General features: G+C 50.5%; 27 protein-coding genes, 1 pseudogene and 1 other annotated feature (1 of these 29 cut by a window edge). Of the genes and pseudogenes, 15 read left to right on the top strand and 13 right to left on the bottom strand.

Going from position 1 to position 24240, the window contains the following annotated elements; translation table 11 throughout:
- Positions 1 to 8: 8 nt before the first annotated feature.
- Positions 9 to 680 (top strand): sporulation protein YunB, encoded by a 672-nt coding sequence (yunB, locus tag CTH_RS12205; protein WP_079907017.1) that lies wholly within the window; start codon positions 9 to 11, stop codon positions 678 to 680.
- Here the strand turns inward: yunB and CTH_RS12200 are convergent.
- Complete coding sequence (locus CTH_RS12200) at positions 655 to 1713, bottom strand: hypothetical protein (protein WP_079907019.1); 1059 nt, start codon at positions 1711 to 1713, stop codon at positions 655 to 657. The genes yunB and CTH_RS12200 overlap by 26 nt on opposite strands.
- A gap of 3 nt (positions 1714 to 1716) precedes the next feature.
- Positions 1717 to 2835, bottom strand: a complete 1119-nt coding sequence (locus CTH_RS12195) for a carcinine hydrolase/isopenicillin-N N-acyltransferase family protein (RefSeq protein WP_079932860.1) — start codon at positions 2833 to 2835, stop codon at positions 1717 to 1719.
- Between the two features lie 172 nt (positions 2836 to 3007).
- Between CTH_RS12195 and CTH_RS12190 the strand changes: the two genes are divergently transcribed.
- The 10 genes and pseudogenes from CTH_RS12190 (at position 3008) to CTH_RS14410 (ending at position 9449) form a co-directional block, all read left to right on the top strand.
- Complete coding sequence (locus CTH_RS12190) at positions 3008 to 3751, top strand: YebC/PmpR family DNA-binding transcriptional regulator (RefSeq protein WP_078666429.1); 744 nt, start codon at positions 3008 to 3010, stop codon at positions 3749 to 3751.
- A 55-nt stretch (positions 3752 to 3806) separates the two neighbouring features.
- A complete protein-coding gene (locus CTH_RS12185; RefSeq protein WP_079907022.1) occupies positions 3807 to 4421 on the top strand; it encodes a BofC C-terminal domain-containing protein in 615 nt (204 codons plus the stop codon).
- A gap of 103 nt (positions 4422 to 4524) precedes the next feature.
- Positions 4525 to 5046 (top strand): methyltransferase domain-containing protein, encoded by a 522-nt coding sequence (locus tag CTH_RS12180; RefSeq protein WP_159073890.1) that lies wholly within the window; start codon positions 4525 to 4527, stop codon positions 5044 to 5046.
- 91 nt (positions 5047 to 5137) lie between these two features.
- Positions 5138 to 5578, top strand: coding sequence for a YckD family protein (locus CTH_RS12175; protein WP_107754085.1), 441 nt, complete (start codon positions 5138 to 5140; stop codon positions 5576 to 5578).
- Positions 5579 to 5683: 105 nt separating this feature from the next.
- Entirely contained in the window at positions 5684 to 6370 is a 687-nt protein-coding gene (locus tag CTH_RS12170) for a DUF421 domain-containing protein (protein WP_078666433.1), read from the top strand.
- Positions 6371 to 6506: 136 nt separating this feature from the next.
- On the top strand, positions 6507 to 7781 hold the full coding sequence (locus CTH_RS12165; RefSeq protein WP_078666434.1) for a double-cubane-cluster-containing anaerobic reductase: 1275 nt from the start codon (positions 6507 to 6509) through the stop codon (positions 7779 to 7781).
- Positions 7782 to 8561 (top strand): acyl-CoA dehydratase activase, encoded by a 780-nt coding sequence (locus CTH_RS12160; RefSeq protein WP_107754083.1) that lies wholly within the window; start codon positions 7782 to 7784, stop codon positions 8559 to 8561.
- A 92-nt stretch (positions 8562 to 8653) separates the two neighbouring features.
- Positions 8654 to 8938 carry a transposase zinc-binding domain-containing protein gene (locus CTH_RS14570; protein ID WP_078666699.1) on the top strand — a complete coding sequence of 95 codons (285 nt, stop codon included), beginning with the start codon at positions 8654 to 8656 and terminating at the stop codon, positions 8936 to 8938.
- A gap of 33 nt (positions 8939 to 8971) precedes the next feature.
- Positions 8972 to 9046, top strand: a pseudogene (locus CTH_RS14565) (transposase); the annotation flags it as partial.
- Positions 9047 to 9185: 139 nt separating this feature from the next.
- Positions 9186 to 9449 carry a hypothetical protein gene (locus tag CTH_RS14410; RefSeq protein WP_242947895.1) on the top strand — a complete coding sequence of 88 codons (264 nt, stop codon included), beginning with the start codon at positions 9186 to 9188 and terminating at the stop codon, positions 9447 to 9449.
- Between the two features lie 46 nt (positions 9450 to 9495).
- Here CTH_RS14410 and CTH_RS12145 read toward each other — a convergent pair whose 3' ends face one another.
- The 7 genes from CTH_RS12145 to CTH_RS12115 all read right to left on the bottom strand — a co-directional run bounded on the left by CTH_RS12145 (position 9496) and on the right by CTH_RS12115 (position 18050).
- Complete coding sequence (locus tag CTH_RS12145; protein ID WP_078666570.1) at positions 9496 to 10251, bottom strand: NADH-quinone oxidoreductase subunit B family protein; 756 nt, start codon at positions 10249 to 10251, stop codon at positions 9496 to 9498.
- Between the two features lie 12 nt (positions 10252 to 10263).
- Positions 10264 to 11772, bottom strand: coding sequence for a hydrogenase large subunit (locus tag CTH_RS12140; RefSeq protein ID WP_079907031.1), 1509 nt, complete (start codon positions 11770 to 11772; stop codon positions 10264 to 10266).
- Positions 11772 to 13250 (bottom strand): hydrogenase 4 subunit F, encoded by a 1479-nt coding sequence (locus CTH_RS12135; RefSeq protein ID WP_078666572.1) that lies wholly within the window; start codon positions 13248 to 13250, stop codon positions 11772 to 11774. The genes CTH_RS12140 and CTH_RS12135 overlap by 1 nt, the downstream gene beginning before the upstream one ends.
- Before the next feature lie 6 nt (positions 13251 to 13256).
- Entirely contained in the window at positions 13257 to 13898 is a 642-nt protein-coding gene (locus tag CTH_RS12130; protein ID WP_078666573.1) for an NADH-quinone oxidoreductase subunit K, read from the bottom strand.
- Positions 13899 to 13902: 4 nt separating this feature from the next.
- The gene (locus CTH_RS12125; RefSeq protein WP_107754081.1) at positions 13903 to 14844 is read right to left on the bottom strand and encodes a respiratory chain complex I subunit 1 family protein; all 942 of its coding nucleotides are present in this window, start codon (positions 14842 to 14844) and stop codon (positions 13903 to 13905) included.
- Between the two features lie 13 nt (positions 14845 to 14857).
- Positions 14858 to 16759, bottom strand: coding sequence for a proton-conducting transporter transmembrane domain-containing protein (locus CTH_RS12120; RefSeq protein WP_107754079.1), 1902 nt, complete (start codon positions 16757 to 16759; stop codon positions 14858 to 14860).
- A gap of 160 nt (positions 16760 to 16919) precedes the next feature.
- Positions 16920 to 18050, bottom strand: coding sequence for an MGDG synthase family glycosyltransferase (locus tag CTH_RS12115; RefSeq protein ID WP_078666576.1), 1131 nt, complete (start codon positions 18048 to 18050; stop codon positions 16920 to 16922).
- An 84-nt stretch (positions 18051 to 18134) separates the two neighbouring features.
- Between CTH_RS12115 and CTH_RS14210 the strand changes: the two genes are divergently transcribed.
- Positions 18135 to 18338: a hypothetical protein gene (locus tag CTH_RS14210; RefSeq protein ID WP_159071952.1), complete on the top strand. Its 204-nt coding sequence runs from the start codon at positions 18135 to 18137 to the stop codon at positions 18336 to 18338.
- Between the two features lie 52 nt (positions 18339 to 18390).
- Positions 18391 to 19221, top strand: coding sequence for a flavodoxin family protein (locus CTH_RS12110; RefSeq protein WP_159071951.1), 831 nt, complete (start codon positions 18391 to 18393; stop codon positions 19219 to 19221).
- Between the two features lie 114 nt (positions 19222 to 19335).
- Here CTH_RS12110 and CTH_RS12105 read toward each other — a convergent pair whose 3' ends face one another.
- Positions 19336 to 19602, bottom strand: coding sequence for an HPr family phosphocarrier protein (locus CTH_RS12105; RefSeq protein ID WP_078666578.1), 267 nt, complete (start codon positions 19600 to 19602; stop codon positions 19336 to 19338).
- Positions 19603 to 19800: 198 nt separating this feature from the next.
- Between CTH_RS12105 and CTH_RS12100 the strand changes: the two genes are divergently transcribed.
- Together CTH_RS12100 and trmL are read left to right on the top strand one after the other, a co-directional pair.
- A complete protein-coding gene (locus CTH_RS12100) occupies positions 19801 to 20649 on the top strand; it encodes an MTAP family purine nucleoside phosphorylase (RefSeq protein WP_107754078.1) in 849 nt (282 codons plus the stop codon).
- Positions 20642 to 21103: a tRNA (uridine(34)/cytosine(34)/5-carboxymethylaminomethyluridine(34)-2'-O)-methyltransferase TrmL gene (gene trmL / locus CTH_RS12095; protein WP_078666580.1), complete on the top strand. Its 462-nt coding sequence runs from the start codon at positions 20642 to 20644 to the stop codon at positions 21101 to 21103. The genes CTH_RS12100 and trmL overlap by 8 nt, the downstream gene beginning before the upstream one ends.
- On the opposite strand, the gene CTH_RS12090 is transcribed toward trmL, so the two are convergent.
- The 3 genes from CTH_RS12090 to CTH_RS12080 all read right to left on the bottom strand — a co-directional run bounded on the left by CTH_RS12090 (position 21104) and on the right by CTH_RS12080 (position 24015).
- Positions 21104 to 21739 carry a LysE family transporter gene (locus tag CTH_RS12090; protein ID WP_078666581.1) on the bottom strand — a complete coding sequence of 212 codons (636 nt, stop codon included), beginning with the start codon at positions 21737 to 21739 and terminating at the stop codon, positions 21104 to 21106. It abuts the gene before it with no gap.
- Positions 21740 to 21834: 95 nt separating this feature from the next.
- Positions 21835 to 22116, bottom strand: a complete 282-nt coding sequence (locus CTH_RS12085) for a Uma2 family endonuclease (protein ID WP_107754076.1) — start codon at positions 22114 to 22116, stop codon at positions 21835 to 21837.
- 210 nt (positions 22117 to 22326) lie between these two features.
- Entirely contained in the window at positions 22327 to 24015 is a 1689-nt protein-coding gene (locus CTH_RS12080) for an IS200/IS605 family accessory protein TnpB-related protein (RefSeq protein WP_107754074.1), read from the bottom strand.
- A 176-nt stretch (positions 24016 to 24191) separates the two neighbouring features.
- Positions 24192 to 24240, top strand: a binding site (T-box leader); it runs 178 nt beyond the window's last position.

The following is a 24240-nucleotide window of genomic DNA, read 5'->3' as shown; positions in this document are numbered from 1 at the left end:
ATTTTTTTATGGGACGCCGTCCATCACTGCAGGGTTTTGGCCCACGCCGGCGGAGACCGTGGCTGGCGCTGGTTCTATTCCTGGTCGCAATCCTCATTAGCGGCTTTTATCTGCTGGATCTCCTCATTGCTGCTCCCTTGCGGGCTGAAGCAGAGGCCCAGGTCAAGCGCCTGGCCACGGAAATTGTGCATCGCTCTGTTCTGGAAGAGATGGAACGTTTCGGCCAGGGCAACCTGGTTAAGGTATATAAAGATGGGGAAGGGCGGCCAGTGCTGATGGAACCGGATGTGGTAGCTCTCGACAAGCTGCAGAGCCGGGTAGCATTAACAGTAAACCGACGCCTGGAGGAATTGAAAATAAAAAAGGTAACCGTTCCGCTGGGGACGATTACCCGTATCACCTGGCTGGCGGCCTGGGGGCCAGGGATTAAAGTGGAAGTTTGGCCCACAGGTGCAGTTAAAACGGAGATAAAAAATGAAGTAAAAACAGCCGGGATCAACCAGACCCGGCACGTAATCAGCTTGATGGTGGAGACCCAGCTGCAAATCGTGGTGCCGCCCTTTACAGATCGGACTGTACCTGTACACACTGAGGTGCTGCTGACCAATCTGATGGTGGTGGGTCCTGTACCGCAATTTTATGGGGATTTTAGTTCTAGAAATGACCGAACAGGCCCATGATAATTTCCAGGATAAACAACAAGACAATCGCTACCTCCAGGGTCATGGAACGGCGGGTAACAATTTCTTCACTGAGCATGGAATAGGTTTCGCGCAACAAATTGGTTTTCCGTTCGATACTTTCCACCCAGACCCTGGTGCGAAAAATGCTGAGGGCGGCACTATAGACGCGAGCATAAAAAATGTCTTCTGTTACCTTCAAGGAATTCTGGATACGGTCAATGATTTCCGTGATATCCACGACCAGTTCCATTAAACGTTTCATTATCCGCCGGTACTGGCTGAGCCGGCCCAGCCGGCGTTCAGCCCATTCGATGTCCTGATAGGCCTGAGCCAGCTCCCGGCTCAAGAGATCGTCATAGTAGCGTAATTCCAGCAGCTGCGCCAGACCAAGTTCCAGTAGATCGGGAATATCTGTACTGCCACCGGCATCATAAACCAGGGCGGAGTCCCAGGTGATGATGGTCAGATCATCCGGGCCGTAACTGAAACTATGCTGCATGGTATCCCGGCGCACCTGATTGCTGACCTTCTCTGTTTCGGCCAGCAGCAAGGGAACGGGGTCCCAGTCCCGATTCCAGCGCCGAAAGTAGTAGACGGTAAAATCCTCCATCATATTGTGGCTGGCAGCGGGTTTATGCAAAGCCGGAGCCAGGGAGTGTATCACAGTGGCCAGCTGCCGTTCAAAATGCATTTCCACTTCTTCGCTGTTATACAGGAAGTTGGCCATTTCCGTCCAGAGGGAGAGGTCCACTTCCCCTGGCATCAGGATCCGCATAACCAGAGAAACTACTCCCAGATCGAAAATTTTAGCTGACCACTGGACATTTACCTGCCAGGGGCCCAGATAAAGGCTTTCCTCCAGTAATTCCACCGCTACCGGCGGGTTGGCCAGTTGCATGGATTTGGCCCGGATTTTGGCCAGCCGCAGCCGCACGGTAGGTAAGGTGACAGATAGCAGCTGTTCCACCCGGTTCAGATCGATTTCTTCTGCTACATCATAGAGACGATAAAGCCAGATTCCGGTTTGCACTGATTACAGCCCCCATTTTTGCCATTGATTGAGACAGGGTGAACCCAGGTAGACCCAGAGGCGTTTGAGGCGTGGTTGCAGGATAAAAGCCAGCTGGGTGGTAAGCATTTTACCGTGGCGACAAAGGCTGTTTTCGCCCTGACCCTGACCATGATCTCTGAGTAAAGGCAAGATATTTTCCGGCTCCAGCAAGCCAACCTGCTGGATTTTTTCCTGTAACTGCCGTGCCCGCTCCTGAGCAGGTTGATGAATAGGCAGACCCTGGAAGGAAGGATGAGCTTTTTTGCTGAAGTATTCTTCTGTAACCTGGGGCAACTGGGAAGTAAACCGGGTAGTAATCCAGTTCATCCCCGTTTCGGCCTGACGCCGGGCCTGGTCAGTTCGGCTCAACTCCAATAATATTATTTTGCCAGAGCTGTCGGCCAGACATACGGTGGCTCCAATGTCACGATGGTATTTTTCCAGCAAAGCAGCCCCTTCCTCGGCAGTAGCGGTGCTGGCCAGTACTTTTTGGACCAGCAGGTTAAGGGGAACAGCCTTCAAGGAAAGGCTGTCAGCGGCATAAGCCGGGAAGAGGGCTACAGCCAGGCCGTGCTGATTTACCCCTCCCAGGCAACCGGCCAGGTGGGCCAGGGTTACATCCAGGGAACTGTTACCCTGACGGGGCCAGCTTTTACGCACCAGCAACTGGTCTTCGACAGGCAGGGCGAAGTCCCAGATTGAGCAAATAAGTACTTCTTCCTGAATAGTAGCCTGGGGACCGGCTACAAAGCCCAAACCGGCCGTGAGGGTATAGGTGTCGGCTTTTGGTACCAGTTCCATTTCCAGCACTTGCATAAATAAAAGGGCTTCCTCGGGAAGAGCAGCTCCCTGGGCGAGGCCGTGAATTCGTTCACATTCCTCCGGCAATGCTCTTTGCAGGTAGTTTTTCAAAAAAGTATCGGCTTTTTTCTGACAATGCAAAAGGTGCAGGGGTTTGGGCATTAAAGGTGGCCGGTTGTGGGCCAGGAGGGTGGAATCCTGGACTTTTTGCCACATTTCCGCAATTTGCTGTTTGGCCATCCTGCCCTGTAACACTCCCATGGGATAGTCAGAACCAATGGTTTCGATGATTTGTTTCACTTTTTTTCCCTCCCGGGCTTTTGCCTCGAATCTGACCCTTTCTTTCTAAATTCCATAATTTTCAGCAAAATCCTGCTTGTACTGTGATTTTTTCCTGTACTTTCTCCTTTTCAATAACAAGGGGCTTATGCTAAAATAAGACAGGATAAAAGACATAAAGGAGAGGTATCTGATGGCAGGTCACAGTAAATGGGCCAATATCAAACACCGTAAGGCCAAGCAGGATGCCGTACGGGCCAAGATTTTCACCAAAATTTCCCGGGAAATCATGGTAGCGGTCAAGGCCGGGGGACCGGATCCGGAAGCCAATCCCAGGCTGAAAGCCGTCATCCAGAAAGCCCGTGAAAATAATATTCCCAATGACAATATCCAGCGGGTGATTGAAAGGGCTTCCGGGGCGGGTAACAATACCAACTACGAGGAACTGGTCTATGAAGGCTATGGTCCAGGCGGAGTAGCTGTGCTGATGAATATCATGACCGATAATCGTAACCGGACTGCTTCTGAAATCAGACATATCTTTTCCCGCAATGGCGGCAGTCTGGGGGAAACAGGCTGTGTGGCCTGGCTCTTTGACCCCAGGGGTCTGATCGTTATCGACAAAGCAGAATTAAAGGCTGATGAGGATGAGGTCATGTTGACCGCTATTGAAGCCGGGGCAGAGGATGTAAAAAGTGATGAGGAAAGCATGGAAATTATCACTCAGCCCGATGATTTTGACCAGGTGAAAGAGGCACTGGAAGCAGCCGGCTATCCTATTGCTATGGCTCAGGTCACCATGCTGCCCAAGACTACCGTGGCCCTGACCGGTGATGAAGCGGCGAAAATGCTCAAGCTAATGGAAGCCCTGGAAGATCATGATGATGTGCAGGATGTTTACGCCAACTTTGATATCGATCTGGCAGAAATGGCCTGAACTGGTTTAAAGCTGCCTCCTTTGGGGAATAATCGTACCCAAAGGAGGTATTTTTATGCGTAAATATGTAGTGACTCTCTGGCTGGTGGGGATGCTCTCTCTGGGACTGGGTACAGGAGCTGTCCTGTATTATGGCTATCGGGCCCTGGTGCCGGCTACCAAGCCCACACCGGCGCCTATTCTTGAACCTAAAAAGGTGACAGACCAGACCCAGATCCGCCAGGAGAAAATCTTCTTATGCGGGGAGAAGGAACAAACGGTGACGGGGCCCTGGCCGGCCATCAAAGGCTTGACTGAGGACAGGATAAAAAAACAGTTTTCCGCCCAGGAAGGCTGGGAGGTAGAATTCCCGGCCAGTACCCTGCTGATCTTGCGCAAAAGGGTGGATGATTTTTGTCCCGTCCACCGGGAATACCGCCATCTGGGTGTCGAGCAGGGTTTTCTGGCTATCTACCATGGGCCCCTGGGTGGAGGGGGTCTTTTGCTGCAGCGGGAAGCCATTCCTGTGGAGCAATTGCCCGCAGAATTGCGCAGCCGCTTGTATAAAGTCAAACAATGGCAGCAATTAACTGAGGCTGAAAAAGAGGATTTACGGCGAGTGCTGGAATTCAAAAATGATGGTGCACTCAACTCTTTTCTGGATAATCTGGATGAATACCGGGAAGAGTAATGGGAAAAATGAGGGGGAGACCCCTCGTTTTTTTTATTGACAAAAACAAAGGGTCTTACTAAAATGAAAATGAAAATCAATATCAAATTATGGAGTGATGGATATGGCTGCTGTAAAAAGTTTGTTATTGCTGGAACCCCTTTTTCAACGGGAAAAAGTAAGAAGGGTGCTGGATTATGGCGCAGGCACCCTGCGCAATACCAGGTATCTGTTGAACCGGGGCTATACTGTCTACATTACCGATTTGCCTGCACAGCTGGAGAAAGTGGCAGGGCAGGCTCGTACCAGTGGGGTGAAAGGAATACTGGCAGTAGATGAGCTGAAAGACACATCTCTATGTCTGGATCTGGTGACGTGCAATTTTGTCTTCAATATCATTGAGGATGAAAGGGAAAAACAGCGGCTGCTTTCTAATGTCTGGCGCAATCTGCGGCCTGGAGGACTGTTTTTGCTGGATGTAGCTTACAGGAGACCCGGGTCAGGGCGTAATACTTTGACTGAGGAAGAAATAGAGGCAAGGGTCATCCCAGCCGGTTTTAGCAGGGTTGCGGTAATTTGCCGGGGGCAGACTTTGACCGTGTTGTTCCGGCGTGTACCGCTAGCAGCCACAAAAATGGTCAGCTAGTTTTCACAAAAATGTCACACACTTGCCCTAATTCTGCCATCTTGAACGGTTATACTAAACTTGAAATCAAGGACAAGGAGGTGAATGGAGGATGAAACGCAAAATTTTCATCGGACTGGCTGTGGTCCTGATGCTGGCAATGGCTGTCCCCGCTTTTGCGGCCTTGACCACTACGGCCCAGAAGACATTGACCGATGCCCAGAAGAAGGAAATCCTGAGTCTTGAAAAACAAATAATTGAGCTGCGTAAAAAGATTGTCGACAAGTATGTGGAAGCGGGTCAATTGACAGAAGATCAGGGCAAACTGATTAAGGACCGGATGGACCAGATGCAGAAATTTAGAGAAGAGAACGGGATTTTGCCAGGGGCCGGCGGTTTTGGCGGCGGCCCTTGTAAACGGGGCGGCTTTGGCAGAGGTGGTTTTGGACCCGGTTTTGGACCAGGTGGGGGCTGGAATGGTGTCAACCCTGGTACAGGTAACAATTCCAATAATACTAACAACACAACCAATACCAGTAGCCAGGGGGTATAGCTACAAAGAGGACTCCGGATTTAGGCCGGGGTCCTTTTTGCTTTGGCGTATATTTTGGCCTGCCCTTTTTCAAACTAGGAATGTATGAAAACTGGAGGTGGTAAAATGGCAGAAATAGCCGAGGTGTTATTGCGGACATTGGGATCCTTTTTAGCTATTCTGATTTTAACGCGCTTGCTCAATAAGGAACAGGTGGGACAGCTGACTTTTTACGAATATGTTACCGGGATTACCATCGGCAGTATGGCCGGGACGATAGCCATTGATACGGAAGTCAAATTTCTGCCCGACCTGCTGGGTTTGGTTCTATGGTGTTTTCTTACCTACATGATGGGTTACCTGTCCCTGGTCAGCCGGCCAGCTCGTAAACTGCTGGAAGGACAACCGACTATCGTTGTACATAATGGTAAGATTCTGGAAGAAAACATGGCCAAACTCCGTTACAATGTAGATGATCTTCTGATGCAATTGCGCAATAAAAATGCCTTTAACCTGCATGATGTGGAGTTTGCTGTCTTAGAACCCAACGGTCAGCTCAGTGTTTTGCTAAAATCGCAAAAGCGGCCGGTTACACCGGAAGACCTGGGGCTACCCACTCAGTATGAGGGGATGAGCTGGGACTTAATCAGTGATGGCGAAATTTTAAAGGAAAACTTGCAAAAAATTAATTTGACTGAACAATGGCTGCGGGACGAACTGGGTAAACGGGGCATTTTTGATCTCCGGGAAGTTTTGTATGCCGGAATTGATTCCAGGGGCAGTTTATATATAGATAAGAAGAAAGATCACTGAGATGCCATCAGTGGTCTTATTTTATTTTTTTATCATCGGTCATTCATCATAAAAAAATTTTATACTTATCAAAACAGGAAGTTATATATATAAACGAGAAAAGGATAAAGGAAAAAAATACAAAGGAGAGGATTATATGAGTAATGACTGGCGCGCAATGTGGGCTGAACTGGGGATTGATTTGGAGAAACATGATCAATTTCTGGCAGCTTTGCCGGAACTTTATGAAAAGACTTTTATTAATCAGTTCAATAGGCCGCAAGCCATGCAATATTTTGATTTTGTTATCAGTGAAGTACATGGTTTGAGGGTAAAAGAATTGGTGGATCATAAACTAAAAGGTGGAAAAGTAGTAGCCTCATTTTGTGTATTTGTACCTGAAGAATTGATTTTAGCTGTTGATGCTGTCAGCATAGGTTTATGTGCAGGAGCACAGTTTCCGGTAGCTACTGGTGAAAAAGTATTACCGAGAAGCATATGCCCATTGATTAAAGCCAGCATCGGTTTCAAACTGGACAGTATATGCCCCTATTTTCAGGTAGCTGATTTTGTCATCGGGGAAACTACTTGTGATGGTAAGAAAAAAGCGTGGGAAATCTTAAACGACTTTATACCTACTTATGTTATGGAATTGCCCCAACGAAAAGAAAAAGAGGATTACGATCTTTGGGAGGCCGAAGTAAACCGATTGATGCAAAAGTTGGAGACTGAAACCGGAAAAGCGGTAGATTTTGAAAGTTTAAGTCAGGCAGTTGCTAAAGTTAATAATAGAAGAAAAGTATTACGACGGCTATACGATTTGCGCAAAGCTGACCCTGTACCGATCTCCGGTAAAGATGCCTTATTGATTACCCAGCTCGCTTTCTTTGATGATCCGGAGCGTTTTAGTGCTAAAGTATCGGAGTTATGTGATGAACTGGAAGAAAGAGTAAAAGAAGGAATGGGAGTAGTGCCTCAAGGCACTCCGAGGATATTGATTACCGGGAGTCCGATGCCGATTCCTAACTGGAAAATACATGATATTATAGAAAGCTGTGGTGGAGTAGTGGTATGTGAGGAAACCTGCACTGGTACCAGGTATTTTGAACAACTGACTGAGGAAGGGCAAACTATATCTGAACAATTAAAACAGATTGCAATGCGAGCAATGAAAATAAATTGTGCCTGCTTTACGCCCAATAATGAAAGGATAAATGATATTTTGCGTTTGGTTGAGGAGTATAAAATTGATGGTGTGATTTATTATAACCTGCAATTCTGTCATCCTTATAGTATTGAATATTATAAAATTGAACGGGCCTTACAGGCAGCGGAAATACCGGTACTCAAAATTGAGAGCGATTATAGTGAAGAAGATTTACCAATTCTGCAAAACCGTATTCAGGCATTTTTGGAAATGGTGGGGCAATAAATGTATTTTGCTGGTGTAGATGTCGGCTCAACTATGGTAAAGGCTATAAATATAAACCAGACAGGGGAAATTTTAGCCCGGGCAATGCTTCCAACTAGCTGGCAACCACAGGTTTTTGGTGAAACAGTATTGGAAAAAGCAGTTGAACAAGCCAGAATTGACAGAAATGACCTGAAATATATTATTGGCACAGGATATGGTCGTACTGTGCTCCCGTTTATCCATGAAGCAATAACTGAAATTACCTGTCATGGGAAAGGTGCCAGTTTTTTATATCCTCAGAATGACCTGGTGATAGATATTGGTGGTCAGGATAGTAAGGCAATTAAAATTAACCCCCATGGCAAAGTTTTGAACTTTGTTATGAATGATAAATGTGCTGCCGGGACGGGTCGCTTTTTGCAAATGATTGTTGCTAATTTGGGAATGGAAATAGAACAAATTCATGACATAAAAACGGTGGAGCCAGTGGCAATTAATAGTATGTGTGCTGTTTTTGCCGAATCAGAGATTATCGGCCTGATGACAGCAGGCATTGCCAGAGAGAGGATTATTTGGGGAGTATTTCGAGCCATAACCAGCAGGATAACCGGTCTGGTTGCAGCAATGGAGCCTTTTAACAGAGTTACTTTTACTGGCGGAGTTGCCAGACTGAGAGGTATGCAGAAAATGCTGGCGGAATTCCTGGGTAAACCGGTTGATGTGCCGCTGGAACCGCACTTGATTGGAGCATTAGGAGCAGCATTGCTGGCCAGGGAACGCTACCAAAAAAGCCATTGACTTGCGTCAATGGCTTTTTGAATGTTTAGGAAATTATGCTTTAAGGCTTGATGTGGATAACTTAGGGTGTTAAGGTAGAAATATGAGAGCGCATGAGAAAGAAAATAAAGTACGGTTATGCAGAATACATATGTACTAATTGTACCGGGAGCAAGAAAAAGAAAGTAGCATTTACATGTAAGAGTAGATTTTGTAATCGATGTGGAAAAGTTTATATAGAAAAGTGGGTAGAAAAACAAACAGAACGGATATTAGAAATAGGGCACAGACATATGGTATTTACCGTTCCAGAAGAATTAAGGGTGATGTTTTACCGTAACCGAGATTGGCTAAAAGACCTGAGTGATAAAGCAGCAGAAGTAATTCAGTATTGGTAGCGGGAGAAAGGCAGGAAAAGAGGGTACGAAGTCGGGGCAATAGCAGTAATACATACCTTTGGAAGGGACTTGAAATTTAATCCGCATGTTCATGTTCTGGTAACCGAAAATCATTGGATTGTGGAACTGGGTAAACCGAAAAATCCATTAAAATGTCCATGTTGTGGGCAGGAGATGGAGTTATGGAGGATATGGCATTACAAATATGGAACCATATGGTCATTTGAGAAGGATGGGGTGATTTACATTGAAGAAAAAGAAAAGAAAAAACGAAATGGCCGAGATAGAAGATCTACTGCTGGACTGGGAGTTTCCCTTCGAAGGACAGAAGAAGGAAACCTATTACAATTATCATTGTCAGAAATGTGGGTATAAAGAGGAAGTGCCAGCATTTATCGTAGACGAGATGAAAGCTATGGACAAATTGGATAACCTGGGCTCACCAGGAATGCCAATTTTGGAATGTCCTTATTGTCCTGGAGGCATGGTTTATAAAGGGGAAAAAGAGTAAGCTTTGCGGCTTACTCTTTTAAGTCACCCGAAGGGCGAATTTGTTCCTATCCAAGTCGGTTCAAAAGCTTCAACAAACCATAGAGCAAGGCCTGGGGCCGGGGGGGACAGCCGGGGATATATAAATCCACCGGGACCACTTTATCGGCTCCACCCAGCACAGCATAGCTGTCAGCAAACATGCCGCCAGAGATAGCACAGGTGCCAACAGCTACCACCAGCCTGGGATTGGGTGCGGCCTCATAGGTTTTTTCCAGGGCCTGGACCAGATGGAGAGAAGGGCAGCCGGTGACCATCAGGCAATCAGCATGGCGGGGGGAGGCGACAAAATCCAGGCCAAAGCGCTGCAGGTCATAGACCGGACCGGTCAGGGCCACCATTTCCCAGTCACAGCCATTGCAGGAACCGCTGTCCACATGGCGGATATGCATAGAATGACCAAAAAGACGGTTGATGGTTCGCTGCAGCTCTGCCCCTATTTCCTCCACACTGACAGTAGCCGGTATCTGGCGCAGGAGCAGAGAACGTTGCCGTACTGCCAGCTCAAAGTCCTTGCTCATGGTTATTGCCCCGTGGGGGCAGGCTTCGGCACAGCGACCGCAAAAATGACAGAGGCCCAGGTCCAGGTATTCTGTGGTCAGCGCCCCACTAGGGCAGGCCCGGATGCAAGCACCGCATTGCTGACAGAATTCAGGTGCCAGCTGAGGCGCACCGCGAAAGGCGGCTGCCGGAGTGTCTGGTTGAGCGGGATAAGGGGTTGTGACCCGGCCGGTAGCCAGGCTTTTGCGAAAGATATTGAACATGCTCCTACCCTCCTAACGGTCACAACAGGAGTAACAGAGTTCAAAGCTTTTATTGATCAGGGGAAAATCGGGAATCATGTTGCCGGGGACCGCCTGGGCCACTGCCGGCCAGTTACAGTAACTGGCACTGCGGATGCGGTAACGATAGATCAGGCCCCTGTCGTCCAGCATCAGCCAGTGATAGTCATCGCCGCGGGCGCTTTCGGCATAACCCAGCCCCTGGCCCCAGGCAGGCAGGGGAGCCAGGGCGGTGCGAACAGGCCCGGCAGGTAACTGGTCCAGGGCAGATTGAATCAGGGAGACTGATACCTCAATTTCCGCCTGGCGGATACGGTAACGGGCTTCCACATCCCCTTTACTCAGTACCGGAACCTCCAGGGGCAGGGAGCTATAAGCAAGATGGGGATGGTCCCGGCGTACATCCCGGTCTACACCGGCGGCCCGGGCAGCTACCCCTACTGCCCCCAGATTCTGGGCAACAACAGTGGATAAAATACCGGTATTAGCCAGTCGTTCCAGGTGGAAATCATGGTTATCGATGATGGCGATTATTTTTTCGTATTCTTCAAAAACCTCAGTAACTGTTTGGGCGATCAGGTTAATGGTAGCTTGATCCCAGTCCTGTTTAACTCCACCGAGAGCATTAAAATCCCGTAAATAGCGGTTGCCGGTCAGGGCTTCATTCAATTGCAGCAGGCGCTCTTTCAGACGGGCCAGCTGGCTGACACCAAAGGCCAGGCCGGTACCGGCGCAAAGGTTACTCAGGTCACCGATATGGTTATACAACCGCTCCAGCTCCACCAGAATGGTACGGATAAACTGAGCCCGCAGGGGCACGTCGGTTCCGCTCATCTTTTCAACAGCCTGGCTGTAAGCTACCGAATGGCTGAATGCACAAACGGCACAGATCCTTTCAGCTAAGGCCAGACCCCATTCTACAGTTTTCCCTTCTGCCAGCTTCTCCAGACCGCGATGAGTATAGAACAGGCGCGGTTCCAGATGGTGGATATATTCGCCATTCACACTGAAGCGGAAATGACCAGGTTCAATAATCCCGGCATGAATTGGCCCAACCGGGACTTCAAATACCCCGGGCTCATCAATCCGGGGGAATGGGTGCTGGCGGCCGGGATGGTGATGGGAGGGACGCCAGCCATTATAGTCCTTACGCAGGGGGTAAACCCCTTCCGGCCACATCTCATGCAGAACCAGGGGCCGCGGATCAGGATGTTCCAGTGGGGTAAGACCCAGCAGGTCCTGGACTTCCCGCTCATACCAGTGGGCTGCTGGCAGGACAGGGGTTAAGGCCGGGAACTCGGGTTGTTCAGGGTTGGCCCTGGCTACCAGAGCCAGATGGCGCTGCTCGGCCGGCAGGGAGAAAACATAATAGAGGCGAAAATAACCATCCTTTTCCCGCTCATCGGTCCCGATCATGGTAACCAGGCGCCCACCCTGCTGGCGATATAATCGGTGTGCTTCCGAGCGCAAATTCTCTAAACTGACTTCCTGGTATTCCACCATTAATATGCACCTCCGGGACTGATAATTGCCGCCACTTGTTGCAGAGCATGCACTAACCGGGGAGGTTGATAGATGCCCAGAACCAGGATGGCAGTCAAAGGCAGCAAGAGGGGCCAGAGCTGCCAGTGGCTGCCTTCACCCTGGCGCTGGCGGCTGCTTTTATTGCTAAGCAGCATTTTGCCGCCATGGTAGAGCATACCGGCAAAGACCAGGGCCAGGAAGAAAAAGAGTAACCCGGCTACCCACCAGCGACCTTGCTGGAAGGCTTCGGTCAGGATGGTCAGTTCACTGATAAAAATACTGAAAGGAGGCGCTCCTGCGATGGCAAAGAGGCCGATAACCAGCAAGGGGCCACTGACTGGCATGGTTTGCAATAGTCCTTTGATGCGGGCCAGGGTCCTGGTATGGTATTTATGCACCACATTGCCACTCAACATAAACAGGAAAGATTTAGTAAATGAATGATTGATGAGATGCAAGAGTCCGCCTAACAGTCCCCATTTGCCGCCCAGACCTACGGCGAGAGTGATTATTCCCATATGTTCTACACTGGAATAGGCTAACAGGCGTTTTAAGTCATATTGCATCAAAATAAAGGGAACGGAAATTCCCAGACTGATCAGCCCGAAGATTACCAGTAAACCGGGGGCGAATTGACCATCTACCCTGGTGTTGACCAGGATAAAGAAGCGCAAAATCCCATAGAAAGCACAGTTGAGCAGTACCCCTGACAGCACGGCACTGACCGGGGAAGGAGCCTGGCTGTGGGCATCAGGGAGCCAGTTGTGCATGGGGGCTAGCCCCATTTTGGTACCATAGCCGACCAGAATAAAGATAAAGGCCAGTTTGAGTAATTGCGGATCAAACTCTTTTACTACCTGAAGCAAAACGGTATAGTTGAGAGCTGATTGTTCATTGCCTGCGGTATGCCCGGCGGCATAAAAGACCAGAATTAAACCGAAAAGAGCAAAGGTTATACCGACTGTGCAGAGGATAAGATACTTCCAGGCTGCTTCCAGGCTGGTTTTCTGGTTATACAGACCTACCAGTACTGCTGAGGCCAGGGTAGTGGCCTCAATTGCCACCCACATAATGCCCAGGTTATTAACTATCAGCGTCAGGTTCATGGTCATGATAAATAAATGAAACCAGAGAAAATAACGGCGATACTGCTGCTGGTTAATTTGCTTATGGGTCAGATCGGCCTGTAAATAGCCAACTGAATAGAGAGCGGTTACAAAACCGATAGTCACCACCAGTAACAGCAGGAGGGCGCTGAGGCTATCCAGGTAGAAGAAGTCTTTAGCACCGGTATAGGTTTGTCCGGACAAAAACAGCGGTAAGGCCAGATACCAGCCCCAGCCCAGAGTCAGGGTAGCTCCGGCCACATTAGCCCAGGCACTCCAGCGGGGCTGGGGCAGAAGCCAGGAAATCAGTCCGCTTAAGAGAGGTATGAGGATCAGTCCGAGTGGGAGCATGCCGAATCATCCCTTCAAGCTTTGTAGTGTATCGGTATTGAGGGTATCAAAAGTCTGATTAATTCGGTAGGCAAAGATGCCCAGCAGGATTACACCGACCAGCAGGTCAAAGAAAATCCCCAGCTCCACTACCAGGGGCATGCCACCGGTGGCGGTAATGGCCGAAAGATATAGACCATTTTCCATAGTAATCAACCCGATAATCTGGGTTAAAGCTTTTTTGCGGGTGATCATCAGCAACAACCCTAACATAATCATGGCAATAGCTACAGGCAAACTATGAGGTACAGGTAAGGTGGCAAGGGCTTTAAGCGGTATCGCCACCCGGTAAGCAACCAGGATTAAAAGCAGGGCCAGAATGAGATTTAACCGCATGGGCAGGGTCATTTCCATTTCCTTTTTCACTTTGATCGCTTTTAATAACCGCAATAATACCCAGGGGGTAACGAGCCCCTTGACCACTAACGTTAGCACAGCAGCCCAGTAGAGTTCGTGGTTGGCAAAACTGTAACCCCAGAAGGCGGCCAGGGCAGCTAAGGCCAGGGATTGCAGAGTCAAGAGATGTACTGCCCGGGCCAAATGACGGGTAATAATCAACAGCAAGGAGGCGGTTAGCAATAACATGGTTAAACTCTGGGAAAAATCCATTACCTTAACCCCCTATCACATAATGGCTGAGATTGGCCAGCAGTGCCAGCAGAAAGGCAGCACCCAGCAAATCGGGGACCCGGAAGATGCGTAACTTGGCCAGGGCAGTTTCGATGACAGCCAGCAAGGAGCTCAGGGCGAACAATTTTAATAAAAAGAAAAACAGGTCGGCTAGCCAGCCGGCTGGTCCCGCCCAGGCAGGGGTCCAGGGGAGATAGAGGGCGATCACCAGGGAGAGGATCAAAACTTCCTTGGCTGCTGCGGCCCAGTGCAGCATGCCCAGATATTTACCGCCAAATTCCAGCAGCATACCTTCATGGACCATGGTTAGCTCCAGGTGGGTATCAGGGTTGTCCACCGGGATTCGTCCGGTTTCGGCAATGGTAACGATTAACAGGCTGAGTAAGCCCAGGAAATAGGCGGGGCTGAAAGCGGCCAGCCCTTGCTGACGCATGAAATTGCTGATTTGCCCCAGATCCTGGCTGCCGGCAGAGAGACTGACGGTGAGCAGGATCAGAAAGAGGGCCGGTTCCACCAGAGTGGAAATAAACAGCTCCCGGCTGGAACCTTCACCCCCAAAGGCGCTGGCACTATCCAGCCCGGCCAGTACCAGCAATAACCGCAATGCGGCCAGAAGATAGAGTAATACCAGCCAGTCAGCCCAGCCGGCAGTTGCTGCCGGCCATTTGCCCAGGGGAATAAACCAGAAAGCGGCGATGGTGAGCAATAAAACCCCATAAGGTGCAATCCGGGAAATCCAGGAAGTTGGTTGTGCAACCACTGGTTCTTTGCGCAAGAACTTGTGAAAATCCCGGTAGGGCTGTAGTAAACCAGGGCCCTGGCGGTTTTGCCAGAAGGCTTTTTGCTTTTTGATACTGCCCAGTAAGAGGGGAGCCAGAAAGAACAGGGCCAGAGATTGGCATATACCTTGCAATGCTTGGAACAACTTTCTCTCCTCCCTAATTTACCCAGATCAAGAGAATGACCAGAGTAATCAGCATATAGGCCAGATAAGTCTGCAATCGACCGGTTTGTACGCTGCGCAGTTGATCGACTACCACCATCACCTTATCCCAGAGGGGGCGATAGAGATGGTCTTCCACCCGGGCCGCGAAAGTCCAGCGGCGGAAGAGGAAGGCCAAAGGCATGGTGATGCCACTGGCGCTATATTCCATGCGCGGGGTTAGCTCGATACCACAGCCCCAGGTAGGAGCCTGCCGCACCGGCAAATTGTTGAGGGCCCTAAGGCCCAGGAACAACAAGAGGCCCAGCAGGAGTAACTGTCCGCTTACCAGCAGCAAACTGCCAGCAGGAACGGGGCTGTTGACTGCCAGTACCTGTCCCAGTAACCAGTGGTAGACCTGCGGCCCGCTCAGGCCCAGGACCAGCAAGAGCAGGGCAGCCAGAGCCATAGGCAAGCGCATGGCGGCCGGGACTTCGCTGGCATGGGCCGCTTTTTCACTGCGGGGAGTGGCTAGAAAAGCACCGGCATAGGCTTTGCTCAGGGCAGCCAGAGCTAGAGCACCGGTAAAGGCCAGGGCCACTGCTGCCAGGGTAGCGAAGACGGCAATCGCTCCTTGTGGCTGCAGGGTAGAGTTCAGCTGCAACAAGGCCCGATAAATTTGCCATTCACCATAAAAACCGTTGAGAGGGGGCAGAGCGCTTAATGCCGCAACGGCCAGGAAAAAGGTAACTCCGGTCCAGGGCATCAGTTTGGCCAGCCCCCCCAGTTCATCGAGATTTTTGGTATGGGTACGATAAAGCACGGCACCAGCTCCGAAAAAGGCCAGGGACTTCATTACAGCATGGTTAAGGGCATGCAATAAGGCCGCTCCTAAGGCCAGCTCAGCCAGCTGGGTCTGACCTGAACTGCGGGCAGTTAAGGCTGTGCCCAGCGCCAGGAAAATGATACCGACATTTTCAATAGTGGAAAAGGCCAGTAACTGTTTGAGATCCCGGCAGCCCAGAGCGAAGAGCATAGCCAGCAGGGCTGAGACAGCCCCGAGACTCAGTACCAGCAGGCTCAGGAAAAGGGGAGGCTGGGCGGGCAGCCATTCCCAGGCCAGGCGGTAAAACCCATAAACAGCCAGTTTGACCATCACCCCTGACATCAGGGCCGACATATGGCTGGGGGCTACCGGATGGGCCCGGGGTAACCAGATGTGCAGGGGGACTAGACCGGCTTTAGTCCCAAAGCCAACTAAGCCAAAGAGGAAAACCAGAGTCATAAGACTGGGACTGAGCTGTGCTTGTGACCAGTGGGCAAATTCCCAGCTGTCGCTGGTTTTATAGAAAAGCAAAAAGGCAGCGGTAATAAAGGCTGTGCCAATATGAGTCATAACCAGGTAGACAAAACCGGCTTTCCGCACATTCTGGCGGTCATATTCAAACACCACCAGAAAATAGGAGAAAAGGGACATCAATTCCCAGCTTAACAGGAAGAGTAGACCATTGCCGGCGGTAACTACTAAAGCCAGGCTGGCCAGGAAAAGATTAAAACAGAACCAGAGGGTACCAATGGGTTTATGTTCCAGGTATTCCTGGCAGTAGCCCAGGCCATACCAGGAAGCCAGGGTACCACCCAGGCCGATGAGTAGCAGAAAAAAGCCTCCCACAGGATCCAGGTACCAGCTGAAAGAAGCCAGGAGAAACAAACCGGCTCGACTAAGCTGTACTTCCAGACCAGAACTGATGGTGATAAGTGCCAGCACCAGTAAAGTTGAAGAAGACAGCAAAGCCGAAATGGCACCCAGTCTGTGGGAGAGGGTTGGTTTGCGCTGAGTGATTAAAGATAGTAGGCCACCAGCCAACCAGAGCCCAATTGCAAAGAAAAAAATGGAAACTAGCCAGTCACTTGACACAATTTACACTCCTTTCCAATTAAAGTTTAAAAAAAGAGAAAGCACCGACCGTCTGTGGGAACAGCCAGGCGGTGCAATGTATTTTATGTTGTTTTTTTGATACAAACTCTGTCTTCTAGTATAATATCTTATTTTCAGACAAGTCAAGACAAAAAAGCGATTATTTTTTCACAAAGCCTTTTGCGATGATCTTTTCCACAATTTCCTCAGCTGCACGGGGGCGACCCAGGTAGGTGGCCATTTCCACCATATGCCGCTGGCGCAGGGGATTGGCCAGGAATTGTTCCAATACCACCGGAATTTCTTCGGTTTCAGCAGCCAGCAGCGCTACACCGTGATTGAGGAGAAAGACGGTATTGCGTTCTTCCTGGCCAGGGATGGGATTGACAATAAGCAGGGGCAGGCGGCAGGCCAGGGCCTCTGCTGTAGTCAAACCACCGGGTTTGGAGATGAGCAGGTCAGCAGCCTGCAGAAAATCGGGCATATTTTCCACATAGCCATAAACATGCAGAGGGATACTGGCGGGAGTCATGGCTTCCAGTTTCCGTCGTAATTTTTCGTTTTTGCCTGTAATAGCAACAATCTGCACCTGCAAACCTGAAGCCAGCAGTATCTGTGCAATTTCTTCCAGTGCGCCCAGACCAAAACCGCCCCCGGACAGAAGCATAAGAGGCAAGTCAGGACTAAGACCCAGTTGTTGACGCAGCTGGAGTTTGTTCCGCTGTCGGGCAAACTGCTGCCGTAACGGAATGCCCAGCGGCCAGACCCGCTCGCCGGTAAAGCCGTTTTTTTGCATGACCTTGAGCAGTTGGGGGCTAGGGATGACATAATGATCCACCCGGGGGTGGAGCCAGAAAGGGTGGATAGTATAATCGGTAATAATCCCGATCAGAGGGATATCCAGTTTTTCTTCTTCTTTTAAAACCGAAAATATGCCACAGGGGAAGGCATGGGTAGCGATGATAAGGTCAGGACGAAAATCTTCCACCAGCTTAGCCAGCTTGGGGGATAAAAGCTTATTCAAAATATAATTGAAGTCGATGAAGTTGTCCCCTTCCTCAGCCTGACGGTAGAGATAGCCCCAGACTTTAGGGGTGAATTTGATGGTTTCCAGATAGCTGCCTTTTACTACCTGATTCAAGAAAGGATTTATGTAACGGAAGGTGTCAATGGTTTTAAAAACTGCTCCGGGGAAGCGCTCGGCCAGAGCCTGCTCCATGGCCAGAGCGGCCAGGTCATGGCCGGCGCCGATAGAAACTGAACAGAGAAGAATACGCGGTTGGGTTGCCATGGTTTTTCACCTCCGCTTTCCAGTTTACCATGTTCTGTGCTATAATAGCAATGTAACCAGCCTGAAGGTTTAAGGGGGGAAAACATGAAGATTGCGGTATGTGACCGCTGTCAGCGGGAGGGGGTAGAAGGCCTGTTGTGCCGACACTGTGATACCTCTTACTGCTATGACTGTCTGGATTTGCATCCGGAGGATATTCGCCTCTGTCAGGAATGCGGCGAATTCATCTGTGATGAATGTATCCAGGGTATGGTTGAATGCGACCTGGTCAAGCGGGAGCGGAAGTAAAATGAGAGATAGATTCATCGGTTTGGGTAGAGGGGAAGAAGGGGGAAATAACATGAAAAGAGTGCTGGGAATTATAGCTACTGCCCGGCGATTTGGCAACAGTGAACTGATGGTTAAACACATTTTATCCCGTTTGCCGGTTCAGGTGGAAAAGCGGATGCTGAATCTGGCTGAGCTGAAACTGGAATATTGCCGGGCCTGTTACAAATGCCTGGAACCGGGGCAGAGCTGCCCCTTACCTGATGACCTTAATTTCGTGCTGGAGGAAATCCGCCAGGCTGATGCCATCGTGCTGGCAGTTCCGGTCTATTTCCTCGGTCCCCATGCTTCCTTGAAGGTATTTGCTGACCGCTTGCTGGGAGTGGGGGCCAACAGTGAACAATATGCAGGTAAGGCTTGTGTCACTATTACTACCTATGGCGCTCCCGGCTGGATGGGCTATGCCCAGGAAGTGGTGGATATGTTGCCCAAACTTTTCCGTTTCCAGCATGTAGGAAGCTTGCTGGTCCATGCCGCTTTGCCGGGAGAAGGATTGGCCAATCCGCAGGTAGTAGCGGAACTGGACCGGCTGGCCCGGGCTTTGCAAACAGGAGGAGAAGTTACCCGGGCGCCTTTTGCCTGTCCTGATTGCGGCAGTGGCTATGTTCGCCTGCAGCAGGCAGATGCTTTTCTTTGCCCGCTGTGCGGGAGCACCGGCACTGTAGGTCAGGCAGGGCTGGAGCTGGGAGAGTCCCGCCAGCAGAGCCGTTTTAGTCCTGAGGGGCTGAAGGAACATTTCAATCACTGGCTGGTGGAAATGAAACAGAAGTTCCTGCAAAACCGGGTTCAGCTAAAGGAAGTGCAAAAGCCCTACCGGGGACTGGACTGGTGGGTGCGGAAATAGAGGTACGAAGTTCGAGGTTTGAGATTAGAAATAAAGGAGGCCTTGTCTTTTGACAAGGCCTCCTTAAGCTAGGGTAAATGGTGTCTGGTTAAATAAATGCTGGGTTGTTGCTGCTTACATTTCATCTAAAGGAGACTGGACCAGAGTTGTGATGGTTGCTACGGCCTGTGCTGCGTCTTCACCACTAGCTTTCACTGTAAGAATATCACCGGGCCGGGCGGTTAAAGTAAGGATGCCCATCAGGCTGCGGGCATCTACCTCTTTTTCGCCTTTGGCCAGTCGGATATCGGCTTTAAAACGGCTGGCAGCCTGGATCAGTAATGCGGCTGGCCGCGCGTGCAAGCCGGTAGGATTTTTCACAGCGGCAGTTTGTTGAACCATGTCGACCCCTCCCTGCGTAGGTCTCACTATCTATCCCAACCATTCAAGGTGGAATATCTACCGTTCACCTTTATTTTACTACCATTCACCGACGTTTGACAAGGGGGTAAACGGAAAAAAATTTGGGGTAAACGGTTGTTTTTTGGGGGTGAACGGTTAAAATAATAAGTTGAGTGGTAATTACCAGCAAAGGAGGCAATCAGATTGGCTAATATACCTGTAGCACAATGGGCTATAATTGGCGGTTCCAGTACCAATTCCATCTCCTTTCCCCGGGACTTGCCCTGGCCGGGCCTGGAGATTATTGCGGAAGACCTGGTTTTTGCTACCCCCTGGGGCAGTTCACCGCCTTTTACCTATTTCCAGCTGGGGGAGAAAAAAGTGCTGACCTGCCGTATGCATGGCTGGCGGCGGGGAGTGAGCCGGGCTGATGCTTCGCGCCAGGTGTTCTGGGTCTTGCGGGAGGCTGGAGTACATACAGTGCTGGCCGAAGGAGGGGTGGGGTCAGTCAATCACCTCTTGCGGCCAGCGGATGTAGTAATACCCAATGATTATATCGACCAGTCCATGCGCAAGGATGTGGAACTGGATGGCCGTTATTTGCTGGTAATGCGGCAGGCCCTCTGTCCGGAATTGCGTCGACTACTGGTTCAGGCGGCGGAAAAATACGCAGCCGGACGGGTGTTTGATCGCTCTATCTATGCCTGTACTGATGGCCGTCATTTTGAAAGCCCGGCGGAAGTGCAGCTCTTAAAGCTGGCCGGGGCTGATGTGATTGGACAGAGCATCTGTCCGGAGGTGTATCTGGCCCGGGAGATTGGCGCCTGTTATGCCCGGGTGGATCTGGTGGTCAATTATGCGGAAGGAATTATCAAGGATTGGGAGCATGAAGAGCTAAAGGAGCTGTTCTACGGCCAGAGTCAGCGTATAGGCGCCATATTACTGGAAGCTCTGGCGGCAGCCCCTGCCGCCAGAGAGTGTGGTTGTGCTGATTTGCGCAAACCGACTTTGCTCAAGGAGATGCAAGGAGAGGAAAAGGATGTTTAATATCGTTCTGGTCGAGCCGGAAATACCCCAGAATACCGGCAATATTGCCCGTACCTGTGCTGCTACCGGCGCTAGCCTGCACCTGGTTCATCCCCTGGGGTTTTCCGTGGATGACCGTTCCTTGAAAAGGGCGGGCCTGGATTACTGGCACCTGCTGGATGTTCATCATTATGATAACCTGGAGCATTTCCTGGCTGTGCACGGGGGTAAAACCCTCTGGCTGGCTACCACCAAGGGCAGTGTCTGGCATACGGAAGTCAGCTATCGGCCGGGGGATTTTCTCCTCTTTGGCAAGGAAACCAAAGGGCTGCCGGCAGAATTGCTGGCAGCCCGTCCCCATCACCGCATTCGCCTGCCCATGCGGGAAGATGCCCGCAGTCTCAATCTTTCCAATGCGGTGGCGGTAGTAGTTTATGAAGCTTTGCGGCAAAACAATTTTGCCGGCTTAAAGTAATTAGCGTAACCAGCCCCAGCCCTGATAGATAAAGGTCAGGCTGATATAAATCAGGAAAAGACCGCAGATGCGGATAATCCAGGTATAAAGCCGCGGGCTCAGTAAACGCCGGCCATGGGTGAGAGCCAGAATTACCCCACCATACCAGACCAGGTCGGCAGCAATATGGCCGGTATAAAAAGCGCCTATCCCCCAGGGGCCTAGAGGCCGGCTGAGGGCTATATAGCTCATGCCGATGGTGGCCCACCAGAGCCAGAAATAAGGGCTGCTGGCGGAAGTTAAGGAGCCGGCCAGCCAGGGACTGAGTCTGACTCGGGCGCTGCTTTCCACCGTGGCGGCCAGTTCTGGATTAAGCTGGCTTTTCAGCATATCATAGCCCATCCAGGCCAGCACCAGGCCGCCGATAACGGCGATTATGCCTTTGACCAGTGTTTGTTCCAGCAGCTGGCCTACCCCCAGCAATAACCCTATTAACAGGGCCAGCTCCAGTAAAGCATGGCTGACCGGCAGGGCCAGGGCGGTACGCCAGCCCCGGCTCAGGCTTTCTTTGATTACCATGGTCAAGAGGGGACCGGGCATAATCGCTCCGGAAAAGCCGATCAGGAAGGAGGTTAGAAACAGTTCAGAGCTATTCATCGAATAATTCCTCCAGGTTAATGGCTAAATCGGGGAAAAGGCTGAAAGTAATGGTGCCGCCAGTATAAACTTCTGGCTCACCATATTGGTAGTCCTCATTCAGCAGGTAACGGGTTATAAACATCAAAGGGAGAAAGATAAACCTCACAGGGACCGCCCTTTTTAGTTAAATAATTACCAAGATTTAAAAAGAGTTTACCAATAATCTTCTGATGCTGCCGCGAAGGAGCCGGAACCATGGCATAAAAACGGCCCCCGATCAGCTCCACCCGTGCCCCTTCATCCAGGTCCAGATAATCTTGAACAGTATATAGCTTTTCCTGTTGCTGATCCATTCCCATACCTGGTTCAAAAAACTTGATTATTTTTATTTTCAATCAAGTCGGCCCCCAGACCAGGCTTTCGCCTCCTTTCCGAATACTTGATTTGCCCCCGCGGGGCAAGGGCGACAGGGGACCTCGGCCCGGGAGTTCCACCCGGACGGGAGTACTGCACCGGTTTATGCTGATCTCCCGGTGGGAGTATAACTCCGCCTCCCGTGTCCTGTTAGGACGCCTACCGGTTTCTCCGACACCGGCTAAACGGGGTCACCGTACGGACAGGGCCAATAACTTCAGGTCAGACCAGACGGAGTTATACGCCTCCTGCTCACTCTGGGCAAGCCCGTTATGCACAGGAAGCCTCTCCTCCAGCCGCCTCAAGCAGGCCCTGACCCCACGGGTCATCCCTTTTCCTTCCCCAGGTCTATCAGGATTATCCTTCCGGGTCAGGTTTTGCTTGATTTGCGATACCAGTTGCCTGAGTTCTTCAGTCACCCGTTCCCTGAACCCCATTGCCCGGCGTCCTGTAACCAGTGCCGCCGCGCAATGCACCGGAACGGCGTAACGTTTCATATACTTCCAGTAACCTATGGTTGAAGTATGCCGGGGTGATACTAACTTGAAAGGCACCCCTTCTTTTGTCGCTCTCCGATACATTGCTCCTACCATTTTCGCAAATGGAAAATTGGAAGCCATGCGGTTAAACTTTTTATTAGTGTCCAGCCTGTCTTTGCCAAAGTTCAGGTTTTCTAAAACAATGGGTTTGCCTGAAAAGAAAGCTATATCTACCACTACTTTAGCTAAAACGCCTATCAGGTAGCTACGCCGGAAGCTGGAAGCATGGGCTAAGTCTGGTATTCTGATATAAAGAAAGCCGTTCGGGTAAGGGATAACCTGAAACTCTCCTTCATACTTGCCCAGGTTGCCGGGATAAGGAATATTAAAACCCTCCGGCCACGGCTCCGGCTGGCCGGAAGCACTAACGTTACACAGGGCTACCCCATCAGGGTTTGTATCTATAGCCAGACAACCTTTAGCAAAGTCCGGTTCCATCACCCTGACCACTTCAAATGTCAAATGTACCAAATAGCGTCCTTCCAGGGTGCGGATCAGTTCTACCGCATAGGGTAACTTCATGGCCAGCCATATCTGCACCAGTTCCCGGTGTTTTTCCGGCAGCCACAACTTACCCTCAACCCTGGGGGCCTGGCTCATCCTGGGGCGTCCAAGTTTATCTATGCCTGTCTGTTCAGAAAGGTGGGAGAGGGAAACCGCCAGGCGGAAGTCCTGTCCGTCATAAAATATCTTAATGTTGGGGTTGCCTCCCTTGCTCTCGTCTCCCCGGGAGTAGAGGCGGTTCCTGCGGGCATGCCGCCATTCCTCACGGGCGGCCCGGCCCTGGCAGACCTTTTCCCACAGCCTTCTGCCCCCAAAGACTACCTTTGGTATTGTACCCTTCTCCCGGTAATCCTTCAGTTCAGCCAGCCTTTTTGCCAGTGAAACCACCCGCTTGTTCCGCCCCTTGACTGCCAGGCGGAGCTTTTCAATATCTTCTGGTGCAGCCCCTTTTTTCTCTGCCTTCGCCAGCTTCCTCATGGCCAGGCTGAGTTTCTTCCTGGCCCGGCCCAGTTTCTTTTCTGTTTCTTCATTTTTTAACTTCAGCAGTTCTGTTTGGGAGTCCAGCAGGGCCTGTGCTTTAAGTCTGGAGTCATCGACAAAGCGGGAGTTCAGCCCGAAAAGTTCTTGTCCTGACTTCTTGATTTCATGGCGGGAAGCACCTTCCAGGAGCCGGTTAAAGGCCCACCGCATACAGGCACAGAAGAGACGCATCTCCGTAGTCAGCGGGTCTTCTTCGCCCCGGCTCCACTTCGAAGACCGGTGAGTCGGGTAAATCTCCGGAAAAAACTCCCCGCACACAGTTATGCTAAATTTGTTCTTCTCGTGTTTCTCTGGCATTCCTGATCAGCTCCCCGAAACCCTGCCGGACTTTGCTGCTTCTCCAATGGATAATAGTTCCATACCTTTAATGTAGTAAAACAGTTAAATACAATCAATTCCTTATTTTCATTATACCCGCTTTGGAGCAGGTTGACAAAAGATTTCCTTTTTCATAAAATATTGTACATAATCAGGGAAAGGCAATGATGGGGAGGAGTAGGCGAGCCTACCTCGACAGAGAGG

It is taken from the genome of Carboxydocella thermautotrophica (assembly GCA_003054495.1).
Taxonomy (GTDB): domain Bacteria; phylum Bacillota.
The sequence above is the reverse complement of the archived record's forward strand: the minus strand, read 5'-3'. Positions and strand labels throughout refer to the sequence as shown.

What these genes read in the sequence shown, in the direction of transcription:
- CTH_RS12090 (WP_078666581.1), bottom strand. Translation starts at nt 21,739, where the DNA reads ATGAATAGCTCTGAACTGTTTCTAACCTCCTTCCTGATCGGCTTTTCC.
- yunB (WP_079907017.1), top strand. Translation starts at nt 9, where the DNA reads ATGGGACGCCGTCCATCACTGCAGGGTTTTGGCCCACGCCGGCGGAGA.
- CTH_RS12160 (WP_107754083.1), top strand. Translation starts at nt 7,782, where the DNA reads ATGTATTTTGCTGGTGTAGATGTCGGCTCAACTATGGTAAAGGCTATA.
- CTH_RS12165 (WP_078666434.1), top strand. Translation starts at nt 6,507, where the DNA reads ATGAGTAATGACTGGCGCGCAATGTGGGCTGAACTGGGGATTGATTTG.
- trmL (WP_078666580.1), top strand. Translation starts at nt 20,642, where the DNA reads ATGTTTAATATCGTTCTGGTCGAGCCGGAAATACCCCAGAATACCGGC.
- CTH_RS14570 (WP_078666699.1), top strand. Translation starts at nt 8,654, where the DNA reads ATGAGAAAGAAAATAAAGTACGGTTATGCAGAATACATATGTACTAAT.
- CTH_RS12130 (WP_078666573.1), bottom strand. Translation starts at nt 13,898, where the DNA reads ATGGATTTTTCCCAGAGTTTAACCATGTTATTGCTAACCGCCTCCTTG.
- CTH_RS12180 (WP_159073890.1), top strand. Translation starts at nt 4,525, where the DNA reads ATGGCTGCTGTAAAAAGTTTGTTATTGCTGGAACCCCTTTTTCAACGG.
- CTH_RS12145 (WP_078666570.1), bottom strand. Translation starts at nt 10,251, where the DNA reads ATGTTCAATATCTTTCGCAAAAGCCTGGCTACCGGCCGGGTCACAACC.
- CTH_RS14210 (WP_159071952.1), top strand. Translation starts at nt 18,135, where the DNA reads ATGAAGATTGCGGTATGTGACCGCTGTCAGCGGGAGGGGGTAGAAGGC.
- CTH_RS12175 (WP_107754085.1), top strand. Translation starts at nt 5,138, where the DNA reads ATGAAACGCAAAATTTTCATCGGACTGGCTGTGGTCCTGATGCTGGCA.
- CTH_RS12190 (WP_078666429.1), top strand. Translation starts at nt 3,008, where the DNA reads ATGGCAGGTCACAGTAAATGGGCCAATATCAAACACCGTAAGGCCAAG.
- CTH_RS12080 (WP_107754074.1), bottom strand. Translation starts at nt 24,015, where the DNA reads ATGCCAGAGAAACACGAGAAGAACAAATTTAGCATAACTGTGTGCGGG.
- CTH_RS12115 (WP_078666576.1), bottom strand. Translation starts at nt 18,050, where the DNA reads ATGGCAACCCAACCGCGTATTCTTCTCTGTTCAGTTTCTATCGGCGCC.
- CTH_RS12135 (WP_078666572.1), bottom strand. Translation starts at nt 13,250, where the DNA reads ATGCTCCCACTCGGACTGATCCTCATACCTCTCTTAAGCGGACTGATT.
- CTH_RS12105 (WP_078666578.1), bottom strand. Translation starts at nt 19,602, where the DNA reads ATGGTTCAACAAACTGCCGCTGTGAAAAATCCTACCGGCTTGCACGCG.
- CTH_RS12170 (WP_078666433.1), top strand. Translation starts at nt 5,684, where the DNA reads ATGGCAGAAATAGCCGAGGTGTTATTGCGGACATTGGGATCCTTTTTA.
- CTH_RS12110 (WP_159071951.1), top strand. Translation starts at nt 18,391, where the DNA reads ATGAAAAGAGTGCTGGGAATTATAGCTACTGCCCGGCGATTTGGCAAC.
- CTH_RS12185 (WP_079907022.1), top strand. Translation starts at nt 3,807, where the DNA reads ATGCGTAAATATGTAGTGACTCTCTGGCTGGTGGGGATGCTCTCTCTG.
- CTH_RS12140 (WP_079907031.1), bottom strand. Translation starts at nt 11,772, where the DNA reads ATGGTGGAATACCAGGAAGTCAGTTTAGAGAATTTGCGCTCGGAAGCA.